This is a genomic window from Roseimaritima multifibrata (assembly GCF_007741495.1).
Classification (GTDB): domain Bacteria; phylum Planctomycetota; class Planctomycetia; order Pirellulales; family Pirellulaceae; genus Roseimaritima; species Roseimaritima multifibrata.
On record NZ_CP036262.1, the window covers coordinates 2,810,703 to 2,835,496 of the forward strand.

A 24,794-nucleotide genomic window follows, 5' to 3' on the forward strand; every position below is an offset into this window, starting at 1 on the left:
ACGCATAAAACAACGACGAACGAGAGACTCGTGTTGTGCCGATTGGTTTTCTTCAAACGATGAAGAGAAGAGCACTGATTTGCACACGTGGCCGGAGTCTCTCGTTTTTTTATGTCCACATTCAAACGTCGGCTTCACCGTTCATCGTTCACCGTTATCAACATCGCGATGAGAATATGTCGTGATTCGTTGTCTCATGATTCGTTCTCTGGTCGACTAAGGCCAGATTGGACGCATGTTGCTTAACGCCTGTGTGTGTCCTTCATGTAACGGGCAAGCAACGCGTCTGGTTGGAAATGGCATATGGATGAACGTTTCTTAGGCGTCCTAAAAATCTGTTTTTCACGGTTGTGGTTCAAGCGGAAGTTTGTACCAACGAATCGCGTTCTCGGACCAGAAAGCTCGCTGTTCGGAATCGCTTAGTTCCGAAGCAAGTTCTTCAACGGCAGTGACCCAGCCCGCATATTCGCTACGGAGCAGACAAACGGGCCAGTCGCTTCCGAACATCATTCGCGAAGCACCAAAGGCTTCCCAGGCGGTTTCCCAATATGGACGAATGGTATCGATGGTCCATTGATCACCTTGGACTTCGGTGACAACCCCAGAGAACTTGCAGGCGACGTTCCCCCGTTTGGCAAGGTCGCAAAAATCCCGTTTCCAATTGAGGTCTAGCTGATTCTGCTGAACGGTTGGTTTGGCAATGTGGTCAAGCACAAATGTCTGATTGGGATGCTGGTCGACGAATGGCGTTGTCCAGGACAATTGATTTGCATAGATCAGGATGTCGTAGATCAAATTTCTGGCGGTCAATTCTCGGATTCCGTTTTGAAACCCATCGTTTTGGAAAAACGTGTCGCCCGGTTCATCTTGCACGACATGTCGCATTCCTCGCAGTTTCGTAGATTGAGCAAACCGTTCGAGAATGGACCCGATTTCGGGCGACGCCAAAGGCGCCCAGCCAACAACCGCGCAGATCAACGATGACCGCTCGGCTTGATCCAGCAGCCATTCGGTTTCTTCAAGATGTTGCCGAGCCTGGACGGCGATCGTTCCGGTGATTCCACAATGACGACTGACTTGCTGCAAGTCATCTGGAGTGAAGTCCCGACGAAGAAGGTCCTTTGAATCGTCGATCCAAGGGTACTCGCTTTGGGAATAATTCCAGAGGTGATGATGGCTATCGATTCGCATGCTTAAAAACCACTGAACGATTGGATGACACGGATGGACGACATGGAGACGCCCTCAGCGAATCCCGAGGGCAAGTGGGATTTTGGTCGGTTGCTGGCTTCAGGCGAAACTAACATGGTCTGTCTTGGTTTTAATAAAATGAACAAACCAAAAGAACAAAGAGTCGAACAATGTAACGCCCTCTGCGTTTTTTGACGAAGCACAACCCTCAGCGTGTCGGATTTTTGCGGGATTCCATTGATGACTTTTCGTTTTCGATAATCCGTTTCTTGCCTCCAATCGTCATTGCCAGACGCCGAGGGACCTACCGCATTGGCTGATCCGAATCGAGTTCACGAGGCCGCGTTGAAATTCGCGTCGGGATTCGTGGGAGGCATGGAAACTGTCCTGCTTAGGCAATTTAACACCATTTTGGCTGAAGTTAACTGCACTCGCCTGCCGTGGATGGTTCCGATGTTGGGGACTTCGCATAGGAAACGGAACCAAAAGGCACGGATCGATTAATTCGTCAAAAAACGAATTAAGAGTCGAATCTACTTGACCCGATTAATTTATTTGGAATGATGACGTTAGGTCTTTCCCTTCTCTAGGATGCCGTTCGCACTGTGTTTACGCAGATTCTCAATCGATTAACGCTCTTTGCGTTTACCGTTCACGCGGTATTTGGTTGCTGCATGCATCATTCCCATGCGATTGGAAACGATTGCTGTGCTTCGATGCATTTTGAGTCTGAAACGCATTCTTCACAACAAGATGCTGTTGATTCTTGTACGACAGGTGGTCCGGTTTGCCAATCCGTCGCCTGCAATCCGCAAGATGCTTTGCCGAGCATGCCCGATACCCATGGGGTGACGTCGGATGCTGATCATGCCGCGAACGCTTCGCTCGATTCTCATGATCACGACGCCCCCCCCATCGATGGTCATTCCCATGACTGTGATGAGCATGCGTGCAGCTATGTGGGAACTGCCCCGCCCCTGAGTGATTTAGGGCAGGGGTCGTTGTTTGTCGATTTCTCGGGAACAAGCGACTGCGGGAATTCAGGCATCGCATGTCATCGATCTTTGCAGGAGAGCCGAGACCATTCTCTAAGCCGTGCTGCAACTGCGGCACAGTTCTGCGCTCATCTTCAATCTTGGCAGATTTGAGCTGGTTGTCTCTCTATAGACAATTCGTGATTCGGTAGTTCGCGTGACCGTAAGTGTTGCGCAACCAAATCGACTTCTTGCTGCTTAAAACTCGTGTTGCCCGTTGCGCATTCGTAGTTTCAAACGTTTGAGCGGCGTACGAGTATCCTGCTTTGCTAATATCGAGTTCCATCGATGCGATTCGAATTCAATCAATTTACGGTGACGGCCTTGAAGTGGGTCGCTGGGATCGTCCTTGTCGTTGTTGCAGGAGTTACATATTCGAAGTGGTGGCCCGTCGTTTCTGGTTGGGTGGACGCCACGTTAGCGAACGAGTCGGGGGAATCCCCTGATGCTCATCCCGCACCTAAGCCTGATCTGGATAGTGGCGGCAATATTGCTTTAGAGGTGCTGCGGTTGAGCCCGCAAGCTTTCCAGAATCTGAGGCTTACCGCGGATTCGTTACGGCCGATCGAGTTGACCGACTACCAGCGATCGATCACGGTTCCCGCCGTGGTTGCCGCCAAACCGGGCCGATCTTCCGTGGTTGTGTCGTCTCCACTTAACGGAGTCGTAACGCATGTCCACGCAGTGACTGGGGAAGCGGTCACGCCGGGGGCGTTGTTGTTTGAGGTTCGGCTGACCTATGAGGACCTGGTCGAGACTCAAACCGCTTACTTGAAAACGATCAGTGAACTGGAGGTCGAGGATCGCGAGATCGCTCGGCTGGAAAGCGCGACACAATCAGGGGCGATTTCGGGACGGCAATTACTTGAGCGACGGTATGCGAAAGAGAAGCTTGAGGCGTTTGCGAAGTCGCAACGAGAGGCCTTGCGGTTACATGGACTTTCCGAACGTCAGATCGAGGGAATCGGCAAAAACGGAAAACTGATGGGCGATTTGCGGATCTATGCTCCGGATGTGGATAGCCATGACCACGATCAAGAGCTGCACCTGAGTCAGGCTGACGCGTTAACCGTCGGGTTCACCGGCAGTCAAGCGACTTTGTTTCCTGGAGCGATTCCGACGGCGAAGAAGGAAGATCATGTACTGATTGTGGAGCAGCTAGATGTGCATAAGGGGCAAGCGATCGTTTCTGGCGAGACCCTCTGTACGCTGTCGGATTACACCGATCTGTTTATCGAAGGGAAGGCTTTTGAGCATGATATTGCGGCGCTGACCGAAGCGGCAAGCAACAACTGGAAGGTAAGTGCTCTGATCAACGGTTCGACAGGTCAGCAGGTCATTGACGGTTTGAATTTGGCCTACGTATCGAATTCGGTCGATCCGATATCGCGGACATTGTCACTGTTCGTGGAATTGCCAAACGAGCGTGTTCGTGATGTGCTGAATTCTGAAGATCAACGCTTCGTTTCTTGGAAGTATCGTGTTGGTCAACGGCTGGAGCTTCGAGTTCCGGTCGAGGAATGGAAGGACCAAATCGTTCTTCCTGCGGAAGCGGTTGTGAAGGAAGGGACCGATTGGTTTGTTTTTCAGCAAAGCGGACAGACGTTTACTCGGGTGCCAGTGCACGTACGTCATCGCGATCAGTCTGCGGTCGTGATTGCCAATGATGGTTCGATTTTTCCCGGCGATGTGGTGGCGAGAAAAGGAGCCCATCAAATGCAGATGGCGATCAAGAACAAAACGGGCGGAGGTGCGGATCCACACGCCGGTCACTCCCATTAGTTCTTGATGAAATTTCTTTAGATTTCTTAGTGCAACCGGCTCCTAACGCAGACGTCTACTTATGCTCAATGCCGTAATTCGTTTTTCGCTTCACCAGCGGCTTTTGGTTATTGCGATCGCTCTGACACTCATCGCCGTTGGGATGTGGCAAGCGGCCGTGATGCCGATCGATGTGTTTCCCGATCTGAATCGTCCGCGGGTCGTGATCATGACCGAAGCGCCGGGGATGGCGCCGGAAGAAGTTGAATCGCTGATTACGTTGCCGATCGAAACCACGATGAACGGAGCGAACGGCGTTGAAGCCGTTCGAAGTTCTTCAGGCGTGGGGATCTCGGTCATCTATGTCGAATTTGAATACGGCACCGACGTCTATACCGATCGTCAAATCGTTGCAGAACGGATGCAGATGGTGCAGGATCGTCTGCCCGAAGGGATTGCGCCGCAGTTAGCCCCGATTTCTTCGATCATGGGGCAGATCCTGATGCTGGGGATGTGGAGCGACGACCCCAACGCCGACACGATGGATTTGCGGACGACAGCAGACTGGGTGGTTCGGCAGCGGTTGCTGACCATTCCTGGAGTGTCGCAGGTTTTTACAATGGGGGGCCAACGGAAACAGTTTCAAGTGTTGGTCGATCCCGGCGCGATGATTCGTTACGGCGTCACTCTTGAGCAAATTGAATACGCGGTGACGCGGAGCAATGAAAATGGAACCGGAGGGTATTTGGATCGGCAAGGTCCGAAAGAGTTGCTTGTCCGTTCATTGGGACGCATCCAATCGATCGAAGATTTGCGAAAGGTTCCGGTCACCATTCGTGACAGTCGGCCGGTTTTGCTAAGCCAAGTCGCAAGCGTCGTCGAAGGGGCTCAGGTTAAACGTGGCGATAGTTCCGCGTTCGTCCGTCGCCCTCAATCGGATTCGGAGAGTGGCGAAGGTGTCGGAGACGAGATCACTTTCGCTGGAGATAGCGAGTGGAGCGGTGGTCCCGCCGTTGTTCTGACAGTCAACAAGCAACCAGGTGCCGATACCCGTGCGGTCACTCGTGAAGTGATGGAAGCCATCGAGGACCTGCGGCCATCGCTACCTGCCGGGGTTCAGCTTAGGACGGTTTACTCTCAGAAGGCGTTCATCGATCGGGCAATCGAGAACGTCATGGAAGCTTTGCGGGATGGCGGCATCTTGGTGGTCATCGTTCTGTTCTTGTTTCTGCTGAACATTCGCACGACCTTTATCACATTGACCGCGATACCGCTTTCTTTAGTGATGACCGCACTGGTTTTTGCCGCGTTTGATTTATCGATCAACACGATGACCTTGGGTGGCATCGCGGTCGCGATGGGCGAATTGGTCGATGATGCCATCGTCGATGTGGAAAATATCTATCGAAGGCTGAAAGAGAACCGCTCCAAAGGGTCTCCGCTTTCTCCGCTGCTGGTGGTGTTTCGAGCGAGTACCGAAGTTCGAAGGTCGATCGTTTTCGGAACGATGATTGTGATTTTGGTGTTCATTCCCCTATTCGCACTGGGGGGCATGGAAGGCAAACTGTTTGCTCCGATGGGGATCGCCTACATCGTTTCGATCCTCTCTTCGCTGGTTGTGTCGTTGACGGTGACCCCCGTTCTTTCCTATTGGCTGCTTGGCCGGAAGAAAACGCAAGCGGAGGAAGCGGACGGATTCCTGCTGCGATGGTTGAAGTCGGGTGCTGGCCACGTCATCCGGTTCAGTCTTGCCTTTCCCCTACTGAATTTGGGCGTCACCGCATTGATGGTGGCGTTGGCGGTCGTTTTTGTCTCGCGATTAGAACAGGATTTCTTGCCGCCGTTCAATGAAGGGACGATTCAGTTGAACGTTGTTTTGCCTCCGGGGACGTCGCTTACCGCGTCGAACGAGATGGCCATGACGGTGGAAGACGCGTTGATGCAAATCGAAGATGTTCAAAGTTTTGCTCGACGAACGGGACGAGCCGAACTGGATGAGCATGCCGAAGGGGTGAATATGTCGGAATTCATCATCGAACTGGATCCCCTCTCGCCTCGATCACGCGAGGAGCAGCTTGCGGAAATTCGCACAGGCATGGATCAGATACCAGGGATCGTAACCGCCGTTGAACAGCCGATTGCTCATTTGATCTCGCATATGCTCTCGGGGGTTAAAGCTCAGATTGGTATCAAAATCTATGGCGATGATCTGGATCTGCTACGGCAGCGAGCGGAACAGATTGGTGCTGAGATTGAAACGGTTTCGGGCGTGACGGATGTTCTGGTGGAACCCCAGGTCAGCATTCCACAATTGCGAATCGAATTGGATCGTGATCGATTGCTTCAGTACGGGTTGACCACTGCCGACGTGAACGAGCACATCCAGACCGCGATGAACGGAAAGGTTGTTTCGGAGGTTCTTGATGGGATGCGAACCTTTGATTTGTTGGTTCGAATGAATGAAGAGTATCGCGAAAACATTGAAGAGTTGAAGCGATTGTCGATTCAGGCTCCTGAAGGGGGCGTGGTCCCCTTGTCCAGTTTGGCACGAGTCTATGAATCGGGTGGTCCGAATGTGGTGAACCGTGAAAACGTCCGTCGCCGAATCATCATTCAGTGCAACGTCGCCGATCGCGGGGTTGTCGACGTGGTGGCGGATATTCAAAAAGCCGTGCAGCCGATAGTTGCTCAATTGCCCGATGGTTACTTCGTCGAATATGGCGGTCAATTCAAAAGCCAACAATCGGCAAGTCGAGTGATCTCCGGCCTGTTTGTGATGTCGCTGGTCGGAGTGTTCCTTGTGCTCTATACGTTGTTCCGATCGACAAACCTTGCTTTGCAGGTGATGGCTGCATTGCCGATGGCATTCATCGGTTCCGTTGCCGCTCTGGTTATTACCGGGCAGACCCTAACGGTCGCTGCGATGGTCGGGTTTATCTCATTGGCTGGAATTGCCTCGCGCAACGGCATATTGCTGCTGCAGCATTATTTGCATCTTGTCGAACATGAAGGCGAAGAATTCACCAAGCCGATGATTGTCCGGGCAGGTTTGGAACGACTTGCTCCGGTTCTTATGACCGCGTTGACGTCGGGAATCGGTTTGGTCCCGTTAGTGCTTTCCGCTGGCGAAGCGGGTAAAGAAATTCTTTATCCCGTTGCCACGGTGATTCTGGGTGGCTTGATCAGTTCAACGATGCTTGATTTCTTCGTGCATCCCGCTCTGTTTTGGTTGTTCGGAATGAAGTCAGCGGCAGCGGTTGTTCGCAATGCTAAGAATAACGTCGAATTGACAGAAGAAACCTTTTAACGACGTTCGTTCAGTCCGCTCCCTCTCCTCCTCCCTTCGATTTAGGAAATGCATGAACATGAAAATTTTAGCTTTAGCGGTGGTTTCCGGGTTGCTCGCTACCTTCGGTAGTATGGCTGTTGCCCAGGACCACGGGCATTCGCACGCCGACGGAACCTCCCACGGGGACCATGGTCATTCGGGCGAATCGATCGCCTTTTACATGCCTAAAGCGAAGACCGTTCACTTTGATGATGTGAACAAAGCGAAGCAGCAGTTTGACACCCTGCAGAAATTAGGCTGTCAGGTGAAACAGGGCGGGCACGCGGGGCATATCGACGGGACCTACATCTGCAGCGAATGGAAATCCCTCAAAGTTGCAGATCACGGTCTGGCAGATCAGTGGAGTGCATGGCTGAAAGGTGCAGGGTTTGATGTTTCGCACGGACACCTGGATCCCAATTTTGGTGAAGGGCCGGAAGTCGTCGAATTTCGAATGGACAACTGGAAGCAAATTCACGGAAATGGTTCCCCTGAAGAAAGTCAGATGTTGACACAACTGAACCAGTTGGGGTGTGAGATAATCATTGACGATCACGGCAATCACAATGACATTCGCTTTCGAGCACCAACTTGGCATGACGCCCATTTCGCAGACCATGACAGCGCCGAAAAGTGGGCGTCTTGGCTAACCCAAAACGGTTTTCAGACACGACACAGTCACTAACGAATTCGAATTCCTTCTTTTTCAATTTTTGAACTCTATCAAGGTACCTACCAATGCGGATCTCACTTAAGTTTTTGCTTGCCGGAATGGTTCTATTTGCGGTTGGCTGTAAAGAAAATGCTTCGACTGAAACGGCTGGTTCCGACGAGGCGATTGTGATGGAAGGGGGACCTCCTGAAGCGTTGGATGCCCATCCCACCGAAGGACCGCATCATGGCAGTCTGGTTGAACTGGGGAATGAAGAATACCACGCAGAGGTCACCCACGATGACACATCGGTGACGGTTTACATCTTGGATGGACATGCCGAAAAACAGGTTCCGGTGGCGACAAAGGAGATCACCATTAACCTGGTGCACGATGGCAAACCCGAGCAATTTGTTTTGGTGTCAGCTCCGGATGTCGGTGAGACCGAAGAACTGTCGTCACGTTTCACCATCGTCGATCCACATTTGGTCGCCGATTTGGATGCCGAAGGATCCAATGCCAAGCTAAGCCTGACGATCAAGGGAACTCCTTACCGTGGCGAAATTAAGCATGATCATGAAAGCCACGAAGGGCATGACCACGCGCACTAAAATCGGGGCATCTGTTTGAGGCGAGTGAAATTGTTTGATCGGAAACAGAGTTGTCCCTGTTTTGACGGGGATTCTCGGTGGCTTCGTCGTTAAAGCCAAGGGCTCTGTTTCCGAAGGGGCTTGCCTCGCACGGGACGTTTGTGTGCGCTCAAGGCGACTGCACGGGTAACCCATATTCCCAAAAGTTATTGAAAGACTAGGACCTGCTTTTGTTGCCCTTCTACTTGATTTTTTTTGCGTCCGGATTTGCGGCCTTAGTCTATGAGGTGAGCTGGAATCGTCAGCTCGGTTTGTTGTTTGGACACACCTCTCATGCTTCGGCGGTAGTGTTGGCTGCGTACTTCGGCGGTCTGGCGATTGGCTACTTTGTCGGAGGGCGATGGGCGAATCGGGTCTGTCCATTTCGCGGTTATGCCTGTTGCGAAATCGCGGCCGGGATTTGGGCTTTTGCGGTGCCGACATTACTGCAATGGGGGAGCACCACGTCCTGGGGATCGGCTTTGCAGTCCAGCGATCCCTCGGTTCAGTTGGCAGCACGCGTCCTGTTTTCGCTCCTGTTGTTGGCCCCCGCGACGATTGCATTGGGGGCGACTTTGCCGCTGATGAATGAAATGCTTCAGCGTGTGCCGTCTGGAGATGGGCGAACGTTGACGAAGGAACGACTGACGCGTGCTTACGCTTTTAATGTGCTTGGGGCAGTGCTTGGGGTTGTGGCCGCATCTTCGATGTTGCTGGCTTCGATTGGAGTGGTCAAGATAAGTTGGTTTGCGGCCCTGATTTCAATCGGTTGCGGACTGGTCGCGGTTACTCTGGCAGGTCGTGGAACCAAGATTTCGTCAGCTGAAAAAATGGTGCCGCAGGGTACTGAGGCTGAGCCGGTTCTTCAGGAACATCGTTTTCCTATGTATTGGTTGCTGGTTGTCACGGTTTCGGGCGGTGGAACATTGGCACTGGAAGTTTTGTATACGCGGCTGTTTACGTTTGTTTTCCATAACAGTACCTACACGTTCTCATTCGTGTTGATCAGTTTCCTGTTGGGGATATCTTTGGGGGCATTCTTGGTCCAAAGATGGTTGCAATCCAGTTCGCCCTACAGGATCGCTTCCTGGGTCGGGGGGATGGTCGCCGGCTTGATTCCGGTTTCGGTAATCGGGTTCGTTCTTTTTACAGAGCTTCAGTACTTTCGTTCTGGCGATACGTTTGCCTCTTATTATTTGGGCGGTCTGCTGTTGGTACTGGTCGTGACCTGCCCTATTGCCATCGGTAGTGGAATGTTTTTGCCGTTGGCCTGGTCGGTTGGTCATCCGACGCGAACGATCGATAGCCGGACCATTGGTCGGCTGACTTTGTTCAATACGGTGGCCGCTGCTTGTGGAGCGATTGCCGCCAGCTTTCTTCTTTTTCCGACGGTGGGGATCTGGAGTTCCTTTGCTTTTTTAGCTTTGCTGTTCTTGGTGCCTGTGTTGACCAATCCTGTGCAGTTTGGTTTTCGCTGGGCTCGTTTCGCAATGCCTGCGGCGGTGTTATTGACTTGCTTGCCGCTTGTCGTCGGAGCCCCTGAAAGCTGGGGGGGAGCGGCGGGGAAAGATCGATTGGTCAAGCGTTGGCATTCCAGCTACGGGTGGATCGATGTCGTTCAACATCCACGGACTGGGGTGCTAAAAGTGCAGCAGAATTTGCACTATCGCTATGGTGCCACGGGAAGCAATGCGGAACGAGAATTCCGCCAAGCCCATTTGCCGTTATTCATTCATCCGAATCCAACAAACGCATTATTCCTTGGTTTAGGGACTGGCATGACCGCCGGCGGTGCGATTCCGCATCAAGAGCTGGAGGCAATTTCGATTGTCGAATTGATCCCCGAAGTCGTCGAAGCTGCCGCGATGCTGGGGAAGGAAAATCGCCGGGTCGTGGAAGATCCTCGCGTCCAGATGATCGTGGACGATGCGAGACACTATTTGTTAACAAGTGAAACGCGGTATGACGTGATTGTGGCTGACCTTTTTGTGCCCTGGGAAAGCGAAACCGGCTATCTATACACTGTCGAGCAATTTGCTGCGGTGAAGAAGAATTTGCGGAAAGGGGGGCTGTTTTGCCAATGGTTGCCGCTGTATCAGCTGGGGAGCGACGATTTCCAAATGATTGCAGATAGTCTTCGGGATCAGTTCCCACATGTCACTTTGTGGTGGGGACGATTAAACGCGAACCGTCCGATCCTAGCCTTGGTTGCGTCGATGGATCCATTGCGGGTCGATCAGGCGGCTACCGATCGCCGGTTGGAAGCGATGCAACAGCGTGGTGAACTGGATGATACTTATTTGGCGAATGCAAAGCAGTTGGTGCAACTGTACGCGGGGGACTGGCCGCGACGCCAGGGAATGACCTTGAATCGTGATGAACACCCCTGGGTTGAATTCCAATCGCCTCTTTCGCATCGAAGTGGAAGACTGATCCGTAATCAGACTCTTCACGATATGGTGGAGTTCACTTTTGAGCCGATGACGGCCGATTCTTTAATCTATAAGCCGGCTTCCGACCGGAGTCCGCCGGTTGACCGGCGCTGGCAGCGGACGGTGCTATTTCCCGCTCCGTAAATAACGCGTTCGTGATGGCAAGCTTTCTGTAACACCTTTTCGCTTGCCCCTTCCCACCTTCAACCAAACAAGGCCACCGTTATGCGCGGCGGCCTTATTGAATGGATGCTGGTCAAGATTGTAAACGTGACCTTAGTGAGGCCGGCCAAGGTCGATGTGAAGACGGCCAACGTTTAGATGTAGTCCGCTGCTGTGTTGACCATGCGAGCCGTGTCCGTTGTAGATGCCTGGCGAAGGGTAGCGGTGTGAGCTGGTTGGGTAGTGGTTGTGGGAAGGGCGGTGAGCATGGTGGCCAGAGTGGTGGCGGAAGGGAGTCGAGGAATGCCAAGAGTGTTTGGATGTTACTTGATGGGAGTTCTGTCGAGCACTTCCGTTTGAAATCACAATTACGCCGTGGCCGTGCTGGCTGCTGTAGCCGCTCTGGTGACCGCGACCGTTGTTGACTCCTTTCCCGCCGTGAGCTGAGTGCTGAGCGTGTCCGTTGTGGCCGTTGTGTCCATTTTGAACGTTGTGTCCACTGTTTCCATTTTGTCCGTAATGGTTGCCGTTTCCGCGGCCCGCAGCCGAAGCGGATGGAGTCGGGATCAATAGTGCGAAGGCAGCGGCAGCGATTGCGACGGTCAGTAGACGATTCATATCAAGTTCCAGATGGGAGGGGGGATGGAAAGCAATTTTTCCTAGTGAGTGCTTTGATGATTTTTAGTAAAAGCACACACCGTGCCAAACCATAAAAGGAAGCAAAAGAGCCGCTTTGAGGCCGTTTTGGGGAAATGGTGTGATCGGATTGATTACGAAGAGTGTCGTCAAACAGGGGACACATCGCTGATGCAGCGGTCTGTTTGATCGGTATTGTCTTTGGACTGGATTACCGAAGGAGGCAAGCATGGCCTGCAGAAACGTTTGGTGTTGCTATGGCAATTTCAAACTTCTGCTTTGTTTGGAGCACTCGTCGTGCGCCTCGATCGTAAGAAGAGGCGACCCCGGGCATGAAGAGCGTCTGGGGAGATGCAACGGCGGGGCCGGCTGATTCTCGCTTACGTTCGCGTCTTCCGAGCGACGCCAATTTTGTATCGCTGAGGGGATGCTGGCGAGCAGAGCGGAATTTCTGCTGCCGTTTCCGAAGGCAAAGATGGAAGTGGGGCTGAACCCTGGCACCCGACGTGATTACGTTCGGTGCGTTCAGGGGCTGCTCTTTTAGAAAGCCGCTATTTGGTTGCTTGGATAGCGAAACGCAAACCACGCACGATTTGATTTCGTGCTTCGTCGCGATCGATATCCATTGCAACTTCCATGTTACTTTGCTCGCTGACCCGTTCCCGGCGATCAAAGATTGTCACGCCGCGAGTAATGTCACCGCTTGTTTCAACATCCCCAGGAAATTCTTGGCACTCAAAGAGTGTCGGTTCCAAGACGGCAAGTAACGCGACAGCATCTTGCAACGGGATCACTTCTCTTCCCAATTTCATGCGTGAAACACGAAACGCATGTTGCAGAAGTTTGTGAAGTAGGACGCCGGCTCGCGAAGTGGAGTTCGAAATTTTTTCGACTAGGTCGACGCCGAAAGTTACTTTGTTCGTCACATCCAGCGGGACCAAGGTTTTTGTGGTCGCGGAATGAAACACAGCCCGAGCAGCCGGAGGATCAAAGTACATGTTCCATTCGGCAGCGGCCGTAACGTTCCCCGAACAGGACACCGCTCCACCACTGATGACCAATTTGTCGACCAACTTGGCAACTTGTGGGTCGCGTTGGAAGGCTCTGGCAATGTTGGTCAGAGGTCCTAAGCAGATAATGCTTATCTCATTAGGATATTGCCGGATCAGATCCGCGATGACTTTGTCGGAAGTCGCCGTGTGCTGCCTTTCGGTTGCGTTCACGGCGAAATCCCCCAGTCCGTCTCTGCCGTGCAGGTCCCGGTCATCAATGACCGATGCATCTTCTGGCAGGACGGCTCGAGCAATTCGTGGGTAACGAGGCGGATCCAGCTGATTCAAGATCGCCTGGACATTGGCCGTCGCTTGATCCGCATCGACACTCCCGGCAGTGGGCGTGATCGCGAGGACATCTAGACGGGGATCGAACAACGCCATCGTCAGTGCAACGGCGTCGTCAATTCCGGGGTCACAATCGATAATAACTTTGGTAGCCATAGGAAAAATTGTACCTTTTCAAGATGTCTGGCGAAATCACCGATTTAGCCGATTCGCCGAATCTACCGAAAGAGGTTACAATCCCGCCATTATAACCCGTTCTGCCGCGCAAGATTAACAGTTGTTTTATGGATCCGTTGCAATCCGCTACTGACATTGTTCGTTCAGGAACCGACCTTACGGTTTCCCAGACCAGTGATTTAATTGGTTTAATGCTGGAGGGCAAGGCGAGTGACGAAGCGATCGGCAGCCTGCTTCTTGGGCTCCGCGAAAAAGGTGAATCGGTCAGCGAGCTGGTCGGAGCCGCATTGGCCATGCGTCAGCACATGACGCCGATCCCCCACCAGTGTGCCGTCTTGCTTGACACGTGTGGGACAGGTGGGAGTGGTTCGGGCACTTTTAATATCAGCACTGCAACGGCCATCGTCGTGGCAGCAGCGGGGATTCCTGTTGCGAAACATGGGAATCGAAAAGCAACAAGCAAAACCGGATCTGCCGATGTGCTTGCCGAGTTAGGAGTCGCGATCGAATCGTCGGCCGATGCCGTGGCCCAAACGCTGGAACGAGTTGGCCTTTGCTTTTGTTTTGCTCCGAAACTTCATCCGGCAATGAAACATGTGGGCCAAGTGCGGCGACAATTGGGAGTTCCCACGTTGTTCAATCTGCTGGGCCCGCTATGCAATCCGGCGGGAGCGACCCATCAATTGTTGGGAACCGGTCGTGGTGCGGATCAGCAAAAGATTGCTTCGGCGCTCGCTCAACTACAAACGACTCGGTCGTTGGTGGTACGTGGTGAAGACGGGCAGGACGAGGTGACGCTTGCCAGTGGAACGGTGGTTCTGGATGTGCAGCAGAACGCGATTCAGGAACTGCACTGGACTCCGGAAGCGTTTGGGTTGGAATCGGTTTCCACCGCCGACCTTCAAGCCGCTGACCCATCGGAAAGTGCGGTCATCATTCGTGACCTGTTGGCTGGCAAACCCGGGGCCTGCCGCGATACGGTTATTGCAAATACCGCAGCCGCTTTGTGGTTGGTTGGCAAAACGAATGATTTAGCCAGCGGCAGCGTGTTGGCTGCCGAGGCGATCGATAGCGGTGCCGCTAAAGATAAATTGGCTCAGTTGGTGGGTTGATCGAACGCCCTAGAATTTCCAACGCCATTCCATCCGCGTTCCGTAAATGTCGGTGTCGGCTCGGCGGATCCCGTACATCGCATCGAACCGAATCAGGGTGCGATACGAGATCGGGAATTGGTAGCGTGTGGCAAACCCAACCTGATCCCCTTTTGCGATCCGGCCTGTCGGGGATCCATGAACGCCCAAATAGGCCATTTCTAAGATCCATTGTCGATCCAGATCCGCACCCAACAGGTCGACTCCTACCGTTCCGCCGTAAGTATCGTTTGCGGAGGCATCCAGGGTGGGCTGGCCGTTTAAACCATCCGGGTCGAAATTGATTCCCACATTGCGAAGGATCCCACCACTTACGGCGGCTCGGGCAACGCTTTGCGGCCGGTCCCATCCGTAAAACAGGTTGAGGTATGGAACGATCCGCATCGGCGATGAAGTGACCAAACTGTTTTCGATCAGGAATAATCCTCCGTCGGCGGTCCGCTGAGATTTGTCCAAGTCCTGGCCGGTGTTGATGATGATTCGTAGGCTGTTGTTGATCCGTTGGAAATAACGCCGCGTGTAGCTAGCCGTCAGGTTGTGGTAGCTCCGTCCCAAATCGTCACGATCATTCAGGTAGGCATACCCGGTTTCAATGTAGCCGTCGTAGGCGTCGATGAATGCGGCAATCCCTAACGCTTGAGCGGCATGATTGTCCGCACCGAAGGCTGGACTGTTTAGTTGGTCGGCGACTGCAAATCCGGTGATGTCGAAGTTCGACCAGTCCAGCAACACACTATGTTTGGCGGGAATGGTGATCGCGGCAGCCGTCACCGCGTCCTCCATCCAAACGCCATTTTGAAATAGCAGCGGAACCAGCCCTAACGCAACGGGCATTTCGAATGGGGAGGGCGTTCCGTCCAGCCCACCCAACATGGCACCGATGTCCCCTTCGAAGAAGCCGGTTACCGGATTCAAGTTCACGAACGAATCGTACTCGACACTGCCGTCTTCCAGTCGAAATTGCGAGAACTGCGTTGCTTGATTTAATGGTCCAATAAACGCGTGGAACCGCTCGGTCGCCGTTAAACGTAGGTCCAGGTCCAGGTTTAACCGGTGCGCGACATTGTCGATGCGGCCCCCGGCATTACGTCCCGTGGACGCACCGATTCGATAGTCCCCATACATGTAGAACGCAGGGTGCAACAGATTCGTTTCGCCGAATAGCGTTCCTCCGCGAGGCATCATGCCGGGAGCATAAAACGGGATGCCCCATTCAATCAACGGTCGTTGAGTCGGCACATCGTACTTCGCGTCATAGACGTACTGTTGTGCGGAGGGATCGTAGAATTCGGATCCCATTGGCAGCGGAGTCGGGGAGAAATCGTTCCACTCAGGCAAAGGGCAAGAGAATAGCTCTAGCGGATCGGCCGGGTTGGGCGCAGGCTGTTGGGCATGCGACGTATCCGCGGGAGCTTTTGGTTGAACCGGAGAGTGCGAAGGAGTTGGCTGGAATAGGGGATCGTTGCTTTGCTGGGGACTCGGTGCGGCGGGAACGCTGGGACCCGACGGAAATGGTGGTGTAAAGGGCATCGCCGGACCGGCAGGAGGAAGGTCCAGTCGATTGGGATTGCTTTCCAGTAGATCCCATTGAGGGATTCTAGGGATAGGGTCTCCCAGAGGGCTTGATGGCGCGGCCGGTGGATTTTGCATCGGGGCGGCAGGTGCCTGCAGCGGCCTATGGTTTTGGAAGTCGTCCACCCCTGGTAACCGTTGAGGAACCTTCGTCGCGTTCGGGGTTGGCAAGATCTCGAAAGGCCCCGAATCGGGCGAAGTCGCTTGCCCTGCAGGAGGCAGCCGCGTCGGTGCAGGCAAGGGGCTTGGGGTGGTCGGTTGAACGGGCGGAGGTGCCTGCGTGTAGGTGACCGGATACCCTTGTGGTTGTCCATAACTAATCGACCCCAGCCAACCGAACTGCGCAATCAGTAGCACCCCGGCAGCGCAACGTCGACGCCAACGGCAGCCTGTCGGCAGCGGCAGTTCGCATCGGGGGACGGTTACCTGGGGGGACGATTTCATTAGGCTGCGGTGATTCTGTAAGGAACTAAAATGAGAGGGCTTGCTGCAAAGACGTTAACGGACGTGAATCGTGTGGCTTTGCGGATGTAACGTCAGGATTCCCTCATTCATGCGGCGAATCATATCGGGGGTCGCTCCGACCAGTCTCATCAGGTAACTCGGTTCGGGTTTGCTTCGAAAGCGAACGGCCAGTCGATAGAATCCTGGTTGCGACAGATGTTCTGCTGGAATCCGGTAACGGGCTTTCCGGGATCCCAGGGGAGGCAACGAGTGAGCCTCCATGCGAATCCCTGGAGGATGATTTAGCAGGCTGACTGGAACCGCTCCGGGACGCAGAAAGACCAATTGGTCAACGTTGAAGTTCAGCGGTAACGCGACCTCTCTGTCGGTTCCCCTAAACGAGTTGATCAAGAATTTTGTTTGCAGGTTAAACAGCTGCGTATCGGCAGGCAGTTGGCCGGTCGCGACGTCATAGGATTGAACGTCCGCGAGGTCGCCATTGCTGTCCAAGTAGCCCGATTCCCAGACTCGCATTCCCTCTGGATTGATCAATGCTACATTCATCCAAACTTGTGGTTGAGCCCCGAGCGAACCGGTCGAAAGGTTATGTCCTTCACTAACGTTTGTGACATCAAAATAGAACGCCAGGTCACTTTGTGCCGTTGGTGGGTTGCTGAAGAACGGGCCATCTATTTTCAAAGCCGATTCCAGCACTTGGACGGCGGACTGTCGCTTCCTATCCAGGCTTTTCATATTGGCGTCGATGATTTTCCTGGCATCACGGCGATCGTCGGTGTTGTCCCATGGTTTTGGGAACGTCTGCCCTTTCGCCGCGTTCCGTTCGAATTTGTCTTTGCCCCAATCGCTGTAGTAATCAAACGCTAACCAATCACGCGGAGTCCAGCGGTCTGCGACCTTGCTGATCGGGTAGATCCCTGGATGCGCAATCGAATAGTTGGGACCCCAGAAGGAATGGTTGGCATGTTTGCGCACCTCTCCCCAGGGTTTGCCCGACAGTTCGGCGATGTGGCATTCCTCGTATCCCTCTGCTTTGCCAGGGACAGCGCCCATGTGACAGTCTTGGCAACTGATGCCCTTGGCCGCGGCGGGGCCGGCGCGATACTGAGCATGGACCACCTCCAGACCGATTCCGGGATGGACGGCCACTTGATGGCAGGTTGCACAGAAATCACTCCGAGTGATCGGTTCGAAGAAGCGTCCTTCGGTATGGATCGCTTGCCCCGGCCCTTTATCACTAGGGTCGGTTTTTAGTTTCAGCTGTTTGCGATCGGAAATCGCTTTGGCAATCCCCGATCCATTACCGCCACCGTAGACCGGTGCAAAGATATCGCCTGGTTCAATCCGGCGGCGACCATTGGTGCGTCCGTATGCTTCGTTGACACGGTGGCAGGCGATGCAGGTGATACCTTCGCGAACGATTTCAGGTGCTTCTAGAGCAGAGACGGCGCGCGAGAACGATTCCTGGGTCGCTACGGGGCTGTGGCATCTGGCACAGAAGGTACCGACCGTTCCCTGCGTCAAGTCGGTCATCGTTTGTTCAAAACGTTGATACATGGGGGATAGCATCGAGTAAGCATGGGCGCTGACCCGCCATTCCTCAAAATGTTTTGGATGGCATTCGGCACACGTTCGAGCCGACGGATAGCGCGTCTCTGCAAGTAACGCGGCATGGGGATCGACGTTCGATTCGGGTGACAAGATCGACGCGTCGCCCTTCGGGGTTAGCGGTTTGCCAGCCGGAGTCCCTGTCGCGCTGGCGTGCGGATTGGGGAGCCGACTTGGGGAGGCCGAAGCGTGTGGGTTGGCACCGCCAGACATATTGCTAAGCGGATCGGGACCGTCCAGCAGACTTTCATCGTCCAGCAGACTGTCATCGCCCAGCAGGTCATCCTCCTGCCAAGATGGGGACGCCGGTGCGTTGCTTCCACCCAGCAAGTCGTCTCCGTCCAACAGATTGTCCCCCCCCAGCAAGTCATCCCCCAGTACGTCATCCCCCAGCAAATCATCGCCATCCAGCAGATCATCATCCCCCAGTAAGTTCCCACCCAGCAAATCGTCCGCAGGTGCTGGATTGCTCGACCGGTTGGGGGCCATTGCCGAAAGCTCATCCTCCAGTAGGTCCGCTCCGCCGGAATGTTCCGGTTCGAAGAGGGCTTCTGGTCTGGAGAAGTACTGGTTGGATTGGATGTTTCGAGTTTGTGACGGTTGGTTGGTTGGTTCTGGCGTCAGGTTCCCGGGATTTTCGCTGTTAAATGGATTGGGTTTGGCATGCCCGACCGTTGATGAGCGACCGCCAGCCCGCATGTAGGCGGGTGGTGTGATCGTTCCTTGGCCCCATGATTGGTTGTTAACTGCCGGAACTGCCGTCTGATGTCGTTGCCGATAAGGAAACGATTGGGAAAGCTGGGCGGACTGGAGCGGTGTTTGTTGCGTCGTCCGCTGATTGGCTACGCGGGGGATTTGAAGTCGGCCGTAACTGGAATTCGCTTGGGAATTGGCGGCCGGTGGATCGGCTTGCCACGTATCCAGGCATCCCGGCGGCAATTGCTTCAGCCATTCTGGCGAAATGGGTGGAATGTCGGCCGTCGCGGGGCGCCCTATATCACTCGCTGGGCGTCCCATACCTTGAAATTGGTAGCCTGACGGAGCCTGACCGTACGCTGCAACCTGAGTAAGGCACCCGATCCAGAGGATGAGTTGAGCGATTCGATGTCGGTCGTAGAGTACGTCCATGGATACACAAAGGGCTGAGGAAAGGCCCTTGTTTCGAGGCTATTCAAAACGTGACGGCCGCAGCGATGCCACGGTATCAATAATCCAATCGACCAGACTGAGCGGGAGATTTGGTTCGTTCGTAACATCCAGAAAGGCTGACGTAGGCTTTGGATCTTGCCAGGGTTCACTACAGTCCCATTCAGGCCGCTTTATCGTCACAGTCGTTACAGTCTGCGGCGGATCTGACTAAGCCTTGCGGCGACCCGCAATTTTGGCCGTTCGGGGGGAAAATCGGAGATAGGTTTCAGATTGACACAGCACCCTTTTCTTTTGGTGATCCTCGATGCCTGCAACCGAATCTAAGCAAGCCGATTTTTTCCGCTGTCCTGTTCAACCGGACGTGGCGGCTGCTTCCATACGAATTGGTTTCAGTACCATTCCGGTCGTTTTGCAGGAGCAGTCGATCGATGGTTTCACCGTAAAAGTGTCTGCACGGGATGCGGTCAAACTTCGAGTGGGAAAGCCCTGGAGACTAATGACCGCCGGAGAGTGCAATTCGGTGCGGGCGGAGTGGATGTTTCATGCGGGCAATGGCGAGGTGCAGCTAGCCCTGCGGCGGCTTGAGGACTTAACCAGCCCCGAAGAGAAAACACGATTTCGTTGGTCGTTCTTTCAGCGAGACACACGGGTCAACGGCGAGTACGGGGGGAGCCAAATTCTCTTCGCCGGCGTTGTGATCGGTCTGTTTATCGTGCTAAGCATGCCCGGTATCGGCGACAGCTTGGGAACGGCGCCACGCATTCAGGCGGCCGTCCGAAGCCTGTTTATGAACTACTAAGCGGCTGACCTGGATTGCGATTCGTGGTAGGCTGTTGGAACTGGAAACTCGTTCCACATGCTTTTTTGCGCAGGCTAACCATAATGAATTCGCATCCTTTGCAACGTTATATCCGCGACATTCCAGATTTTCCTAAACCAGGAATTTTGTATCGCGACATCACCCCTTTGCTGGCCAATTCGGCGGCATTTCAAGAAGCGATCGACCGGATGGCCGAACCGTTTTTTAACCAACAGGTTGATGTTATCGCTTCGGCGGAAGCTCGCGGATTTATCTTTGCTGCACCGCTGGCCCTACGGTTGAACGCAGGATTTGTCCCGATTCGAAAGCCCGGCAAATTGCCGTTTGAACGGAATTCATTTCGTTACGAGCTGGAATATGGCGCGGACGAGCTGGAAATTCACGTCGATGGTGTTTCTGCGGGGCAGAAGGTTCTGCTGGTCGACGACCTGTTGGCCACCGGAGGAACGATGGAGGCTTGCTGCCGGCTGCTAGAGCAATGCGATGCAGAGATCGTCGGCTGTAGTTTTCTTGTCCATCTGGTGCAACTGGGGGGAGAGGACCGGCTTAGTCCTTATCCTTGCCATAGCGTGTTGCGTTACGACGACGACGATTCTGAATGCGAGTTAAGCGTTCAGAATCGTGAGCCAGGTCCTTCGGTTTAAGCGTCTAGTAATTCATGTAAATGAACGAAGCTTTTTCCGAGTCTGCCGTTGTAGTTCCCCGCACTGATTCGCATCAGTCCGGGGGTGGGGGCGGCTGCCAGGATGGCGTTTTTGGTGGCGATTTTCAAAGCGTCTAAGTCGCGTCCGTTAACGATCAATTCCATGATCGAATTGCAGCCTTCAGGCACCTTGGAAGTCTCCCCTAACTTTTCTTTTAGGGTGGGACAAAATTCAGCGTAGGTACTCGCGATCGTAAACGAATAACTACTGCCTGCTTTGCTTCCGCTGGCAGCGACGCCGCCGGGGAAGGTGGTGATGACGCCCGGGGTTGCTTCCGCCGCTTCTGCAGCTCGTTCCGCGGCGATCAATGCCGCCTCTTCGGTCTCTCCGAGGAACCATAGATTGCCGCCCATGACACCGTCGCGGAATCCAAATCGCCGTGACAGAAAGAACTCGCCCCCCAGGATCGGAATCACCCAGCCTTTGATGCCATAACGAGAATCACGGAACTGATGGCCGTCGCCGAAGAAGGCGATTTTGCGTCCCAGCTTGTAATAGTCTTCGGTTTCTAGGCGGTTGAAGCAGCGAGCGGTCGGACAGGTCAGCACGTTTTGGCTGATCCGTGCCAACATGACTTTTTCAAGATGTTCGCGGCGGTCTTTGCGAAAACGTGGCACATGAAATTGGATCACTGCGCCGGGGCGACTGTCGGGCGTGGCACCGCCAAGTGCGGCATCTTTGTCGATCCACTCGGAAACGCCCGCTTCACAATCACAGAGGATCGTGCTGGAGGCGTGCCCGGTCACTGCGTTGACCGCTTTCTCTAACCAATTTTGATCGCGGGCGGTGATCAGGATTTCGCCGTAGATGCTTCGAAAACCTTCCGCGTATGTATCTTCTACTAATTCGTGCAAGTTCATGATGCGCGACCTCGGCCGGGATGGACTGCGGTTTCGGTAACCACTTTGTCCATGTAGATGTCGTGCGACTGCATCGGGATTTCAGGGAACATCTGACAGTCAAAGGCGAGCGCGATCAGAGGTGCATCCTGGCGGGCGTTTTCCAACAGTTTGTCGTAGTAACCCTTGCCGTGCCCGGTCCTGCCACCCTGGTCGTCGAAGCCGACGCCCGGCACAAGGACAAAATCCAGCTGGTCAACCGGGACCCGTTTGGAAGCGACCTCGCGAAGGTCCGCACGTGGTTCCAGAATTTTGTACATCCCCGTTTCTAGTTCATCCATCGATTCTAGGTGGAACAATTCCAGTTCACCGTCGACGCAAAAAGGGACAACGATCTTTTGCCCTGTCGCAATTGCCGAGGGGAGGGCATGTCGGGTGCGGACTTCGTCACGCACGTCGACATACCACATAATCGTTTTCGCCGCCTTGTACTCGGGTAAGTCCATGACGGTTGTGGTGATCTGTTCACTGACCGAATCTTTGTCGGCTTGAGATTTTCGATTGGCGTGTGCCGTTTTGCGGATTTGGTTTTTCAGTTCCGTCAATTCGTCGCCATTCTGAACAGTCATCTGGGATTCTCAGTAAGAGGCTTCGTTCAATTTAGTGCTGTTTGCTGATCCACGATGATAGCGTTTGATGCAGGCCTGCTAAATGACCCATGGTGGACGGAGGAGTCGTCTTAGGCAGAGAGGCGTTTGCTCCCTCTGGGAATCGCCACTTAGGGCTGCTCGGCTAGTTTCTCTTTCAGCAGTCGTAGGGCGAGTTGGTAGTCTTGGTTTTGAGGTTCCAAATCGATGGCCCGCTGCAACTGTTCCAGCGCTTGTGGGTATTCTCCCGCCAGATAATAGGCCAGCCCCAGTCGATATTGCAAAAACGCGTTATCCGGAACCAGGTCCGCGTCCCGTTTCAGGAATGGGAGTTCTTCCTTGCGGAGCTGTTGAATCCGATCTTGGCGGCGCTGCAGCACGTCGGGCTGCAGGCGTTCGCGTTCGGCTTCGGTCATCTGTTCTAGCAAGCTTGCCAATTGCGTTCGTGCACCGGTCCGTTTCGGTTCGACGCTTATCGCGGTTTCGTAGGCGCTGATGGCTTCTTGGAAATCGCCTCGTTGTTCGCAGATGCCAGCCCATGCCATGTGAGCGCCTGCTCGATCGTTCGTCGCCATTAGCGATTTCTTGATGTCCAGCAGGATCAGGTCGACGCGGTGACGCTCGTTCGATGTCAGGATCGAGTAGATGGCAGGTTGCACCAAGGCGCGGGCGGCATCCTGGCGTTCAAGTCTGGTGTTCGCGGACAATTCAGGAAGCAGCGTTTTGCGAATGGCGCGGGGATCGATGGGCGCCGATCCGACGACGCGTATCGCTGCAGCACGGACAATCGGTTCCTGAGCCGGGGTGGTTTGCGCCAGTAACTCCCTTGCGGCTTTAACGGCTTGAGGCGATGGAGGACCGGCGGTAAGTAATTCATCCAACGCGGTAGCTCTGGCGATCGCGGCGGTCTGCAGGTCCGTCTGCAAGGCAATTTCTAATAACGCTTCTGCCGAACCCGGTTTTCGTTCTCGGAAATTCAGCAGCGGTTCGGCAAAATGAGGTTCGCGGTGGCGTTCTTTTCCGTACCACTTCTCACATGCCGCGTCACACCACTCGTCGGTTTTCAGTATTAGGTCAGCAAGTTGTGCATCGCCTGCAAGTGCTTGTTCTTGCCAATCGGCATATTCGTTCAGGGATTCACGGGCTGCTGGCGGCAGTTGGTCTAACTGGTCCTCGACGTGACATCCGGAACAGGCATTCGGCAGCCCATGTTTGACCGATAGATCAGGGCGTGGGATTCGAATGCTATGGTCACGCCGTGGATCGACTTCCATATAGGTCCGCTCCGGCATGTGGCAATTCACGCATGACGCGCCGGGGGTGCCAGGTGCATGGTGATGATGAGCCGGCGTGTCGTACTTGCCAGCGGGGTGTTGGTGGCACGAGGTGCAGGTTTGGTTCCCGGTGAACTTCAGTTTTAACGAGTGCGGGTCATGGCAGTCGGTACAACGAATATTCTTGTGGTACATCTTGCTTTGGATGAACGATCCGTAGACGTAATCTTCGTCCCGAACTTGGCCGTCCGCGAAGTAGGTTGGGTCGCGGAGGATTTCTAGATTGAAGTGATCGCAAAATGCATCGCCCGCTTGGTAATCGTCGCTCAGGACGCCTCGGCGGCTGTGGCAGGGGGCACAGGTTTCCACTTGGGCTGTATTGGATTCCGTCTTCAATTTGGCTAGACCATAGCCATGATGGCGATCCCAAAAGAGCGATTTGGATTTGGCCATTTCAACATGCAAGCTGGCAGGGCCATGGCAGGCTTCGCAGCTGACATCGATTTCGGAAAAGGTGGTGTGATAGACCAGGTCCTGGTCGTCAAAACCGATGACCAGATCGGTTGAATGGCATTCGGCACACATGGTTTGCCATCGCTGGGCGATTCCGGTCCAGTGCAGCGGATCGTCCGGTTCCAGTTTTTCGCTGACATCGGGAGGGGAGAGGTAGAACCAGCGCTTCTTTTCGGTATCCCAGCTGATCCGGAGGACCTGCAGGCGAGCGACTTCGTTTTCTTTCACCTCAGCCGTGCGATCGAATTCAACCATGTATTGCTGAAGCGGTTCGTAACCAAACACATATTTGACTTCGAAATCATTCAGTTCGCCATCCGGCCCTTCTGTGTTAACAAAGAACCTTCCGTCTCGCTTGAACATTCGACTGACGATCCCGTGGGTTTCGATCGTGGCATCGTCAAAATCGCCCCGGACCGTTTCTTCTGTGGCTAGGTCCATCGCTCTGTCATGATGCGAACCGTTGAAAGCTTCCACTTCGGTTTGGTGGCATTCAATGCAGCTTTGTCGCCCGACGAATCGAGGTTCGGCATCCAGCGGTAAGCCGGTGAAGTAATCGGCCAGGACGGCCGCTCCCAGTAGGCTTAGCGTCAGGACCAAGCCAGTGGCGAGTAGAGTTCGTCGTGACAGCCCGCGATTCGTTGAGGGATCGGGGGCTGGAGAAGAACGTTGCGAAGGCTTAGGCATGCGGGTCCAAAGCAAAGCCCTTCTGC

General features: G+C 54.1%; 17 protein-coding genes. 8 read left to right on the forward strand and 9 right to left on the reverse strand.

What is annotated here, in order from left to right; all coding sequences use genetic code 11:
• Positions 1–342: 342 nt before the first annotated feature.
• Both FF011L_RS10300 and FF011L_RS10305 read right to left on the reverse strand, forming a co-directional pair.
• Positions 343–1,191 carry an amidohydrolase family protein gene (locus FF011L_RS10300; RefSeq protein WP_145351598.1) on the reverse strand — a complete coding sequence of 283 codons (849 nt, stop codon included), beginning with the start codon at positions 1,189–1,191 and terminating at the stop codon, positions 343–345.
• Between the two features lie 743 nt (positions 1,192–1,934).
• Complete coding sequence (locus FF011L_RS10305; protein WP_145351599.1) at positions 1,935–2,138, reverse strand: hypothetical protein; 204 nt, start codon at positions 2,136–2,138, stop codon at positions 1,935–1,937.
• A 375-nt stretch (positions 2,139–2,513) separates the two neighbouring features.
• On the opposite strand from FF011L_RS10305, the gene FF011L_RS10310 reads away from it, so the two are divergent.
• The 5 genes from FF011L_RS10310 to FF011L_RS10330 all read left to right on the forward strand — a co-directional run bounded on the left by FF011L_RS10310 (position 2,514) and on the right by FF011L_RS10330 (position 11,171).
• Positions 2,514–4,007, forward strand: a complete 1,494-nt coding sequence (locus FF011L_RS10310; RefSeq protein WP_218933119.1) for an efflux RND transporter periplasmic adaptor subunit — start codon at positions 2,514–2,516, stop codon at positions 4,005–4,007.
• Positions 4,008–4,068: 61 nt separating this feature from the next.
• On the forward strand, positions 4,069–7,293 hold the full coding sequence (locus FF011L_RS10315) for an efflux RND transporter permease subunit (protein WP_145351600.1): 3,225 nt from the start codon (positions 4,069–4,071) through the stop codon (positions 7,291–7,293).
• A gap of 58 nt (positions 7,294–7,351) precedes the next feature.
• On the forward strand, positions 7,352–7,999 hold the full coding sequence (locus FF011L_RS10320) for a hypothetical protein (RefSeq protein WP_145351601.1): 648 nt from the start codon (positions 7,352–7,354) through the stop codon (positions 7,997–7,999).
• 53 nt (positions 8,000–8,052) lie between these two features.
• Entirely contained in the window at positions 8,053–8,577 is a 525-nt protein-coding gene (locus FF011L_RS10325; protein ID WP_145351602.1) for a hypothetical protein, read from the forward strand.
• Positions 8,578–8,786: 209 nt separating this feature from the next.
• The gene (locus FF011L_RS10330; RefSeq protein WP_145351603.1) at positions 8,787–11,171 is read left to right on the forward strand and encodes a fused MFS/spermidine synthase; all 2,385 of its coding nucleotides are present in this window, start codon (positions 8,787–8,789) and stop codon (positions 11,169–11,171) included.
• Between the two features lie 132 nt (positions 11,172–11,303).
• On the opposite strand, the gene FF011L_RS10335 is transcribed toward FF011L_RS10330, so the two are convergent.
• Both FF011L_RS10335 and FF011L_RS10340 read right to left on the reverse strand, forming a co-directional pair.
• On the reverse strand, positions 11,304–11,807 hold the full coding sequence (locus FF011L_RS10335; RefSeq protein ID WP_145351604.1) for a hypothetical protein: 504 nt from the start codon (positions 11,805–11,807) through the stop codon (positions 11,304–11,306).
• A 569-nt stretch (positions 11,808–12,376) separates the two neighbouring features.
• Entirely contained in the window at positions 12,377–13,321 is a 945-nt protein-coding gene (locus tag FF011L_RS10340) for a nucleoside hydrolase (RefSeq protein ID WP_145351605.1), read from the reverse strand.
• A 128-nt stretch (positions 13,322–13,449) separates the two neighbouring features.
• Here FF011L_RS10340 and trpD point away from each other — a divergent pair, with 128 nt between their 5' ends.
• Positions 13,450–14,454 carry an anthranilate phosphoribosyltransferase gene (gene trpD, locus FF011L_RS10345; protein WP_145351606.1) on the forward strand — a complete coding sequence of 335 codons (1,005 nt, stop codon included), beginning with the start codon at positions 13,450–13,452 and terminating at the stop codon, positions 14,452–14,454.
• 9 nt (positions 14,455–14,463) lie between these two features.
• Here trpD and FF011L_RS10350 read toward each other — a convergent pair whose 3' ends face one another.
• Together FF011L_RS10350 and FF011L_RS10355 are read right to left on the reverse strand one after the other, a co-directional pair.
• On the reverse strand, positions 14,464–16,509 hold the full coding sequence (locus tag FF011L_RS10350) for a hypothetical protein (RefSeq protein WP_145351607.1): 2,046 nt from the start codon (positions 16,507–16,509) through the stop codon (positions 14,464–14,466).
• Positions 16,510–16,563: 54 nt separating this feature from the next.
• Positions 16,564–19,263, reverse strand: a complete 2,700-nt coding sequence (locus FF011L_RS10355; protein ID WP_246109847.1) for a multiheme c-type cytochrome — start codon at positions 19,261–19,263, stop codon at positions 16,564–16,566.
• 325 nt (positions 19,264–19,588) lie between these two features.
• Here FF011L_RS10355 and FF011L_RS10360 point away from each other — a divergent pair, with 325 nt between their 5' ends.
• Together FF011L_RS10360 and FF011L_RS10365 are read left to right on the forward strand one after the other, a co-directional pair.
• Entirely contained in the window at positions 19,589–20,083 is a 495-nt protein-coding gene (locus FF011L_RS10360; RefSeq protein WP_145351608.1) for a hypothetical protein, read from the forward strand.
• An 83-nt stretch (positions 20,084–20,166) separates the two neighbouring features.
• Positions 20,167–20,748: an adenine phosphoribosyltransferase gene (locus FF011L_RS10365; protein ID WP_145351609.1), complete on the forward strand. Its 582-nt coding sequence runs from the start codon at positions 20,167–20,169 to the stop codon at positions 20,746–20,748.
• Here FF011L_RS10365 and FF011L_RS10370 read toward each other — a convergent pair.
• The 3 genes from FF011L_RS10370 to FF011L_RS10380 form a co-directional block, all read right to left on the reverse strand.
• Positions 20,745–21,668 carry a formylmethanofuran--tetrahydromethanopterin N-formyltransferase gene (locus FF011L_RS10370; RefSeq protein WP_145351610.1) on the reverse strand — a complete coding sequence of 308 codons (924 nt, stop codon included), beginning with the start codon at positions 21,666–21,668 and terminating at the stop codon, positions 20,745–20,747. The genes FF011L_RS10365 and FF011L_RS10370 overlap by 4 nt on opposite strands.
• A complete protein-coding gene (locus FF011L_RS10375) occupies positions 21,665–22,276 on the reverse strand; it encodes a 5-formyltetrahydrofolate cyclo-ligase (protein WP_145351611.1) in 612 nt (203 codons plus the stop codon). Before FF011L_RS10375 ends, FF011L_RS10370 begins: the two co-directional genes overlap by 4 nt.
• Before the next feature lie 149 nt (positions 22,277–22,425).
• The gene (locus FF011L_RS10380; RefSeq protein WP_145351612.1) at positions 22,426–24,768 is read right to left on the reverse strand and encodes a tetratricopeptide repeat protein; all 2,343 of its coding nucleotides are present in this window, start codon (positions 24,766–24,768) and stop codon (positions 22,426–22,428) included.
• Positions 24,769–24,794 lie beyond the last annotated feature (26 nt).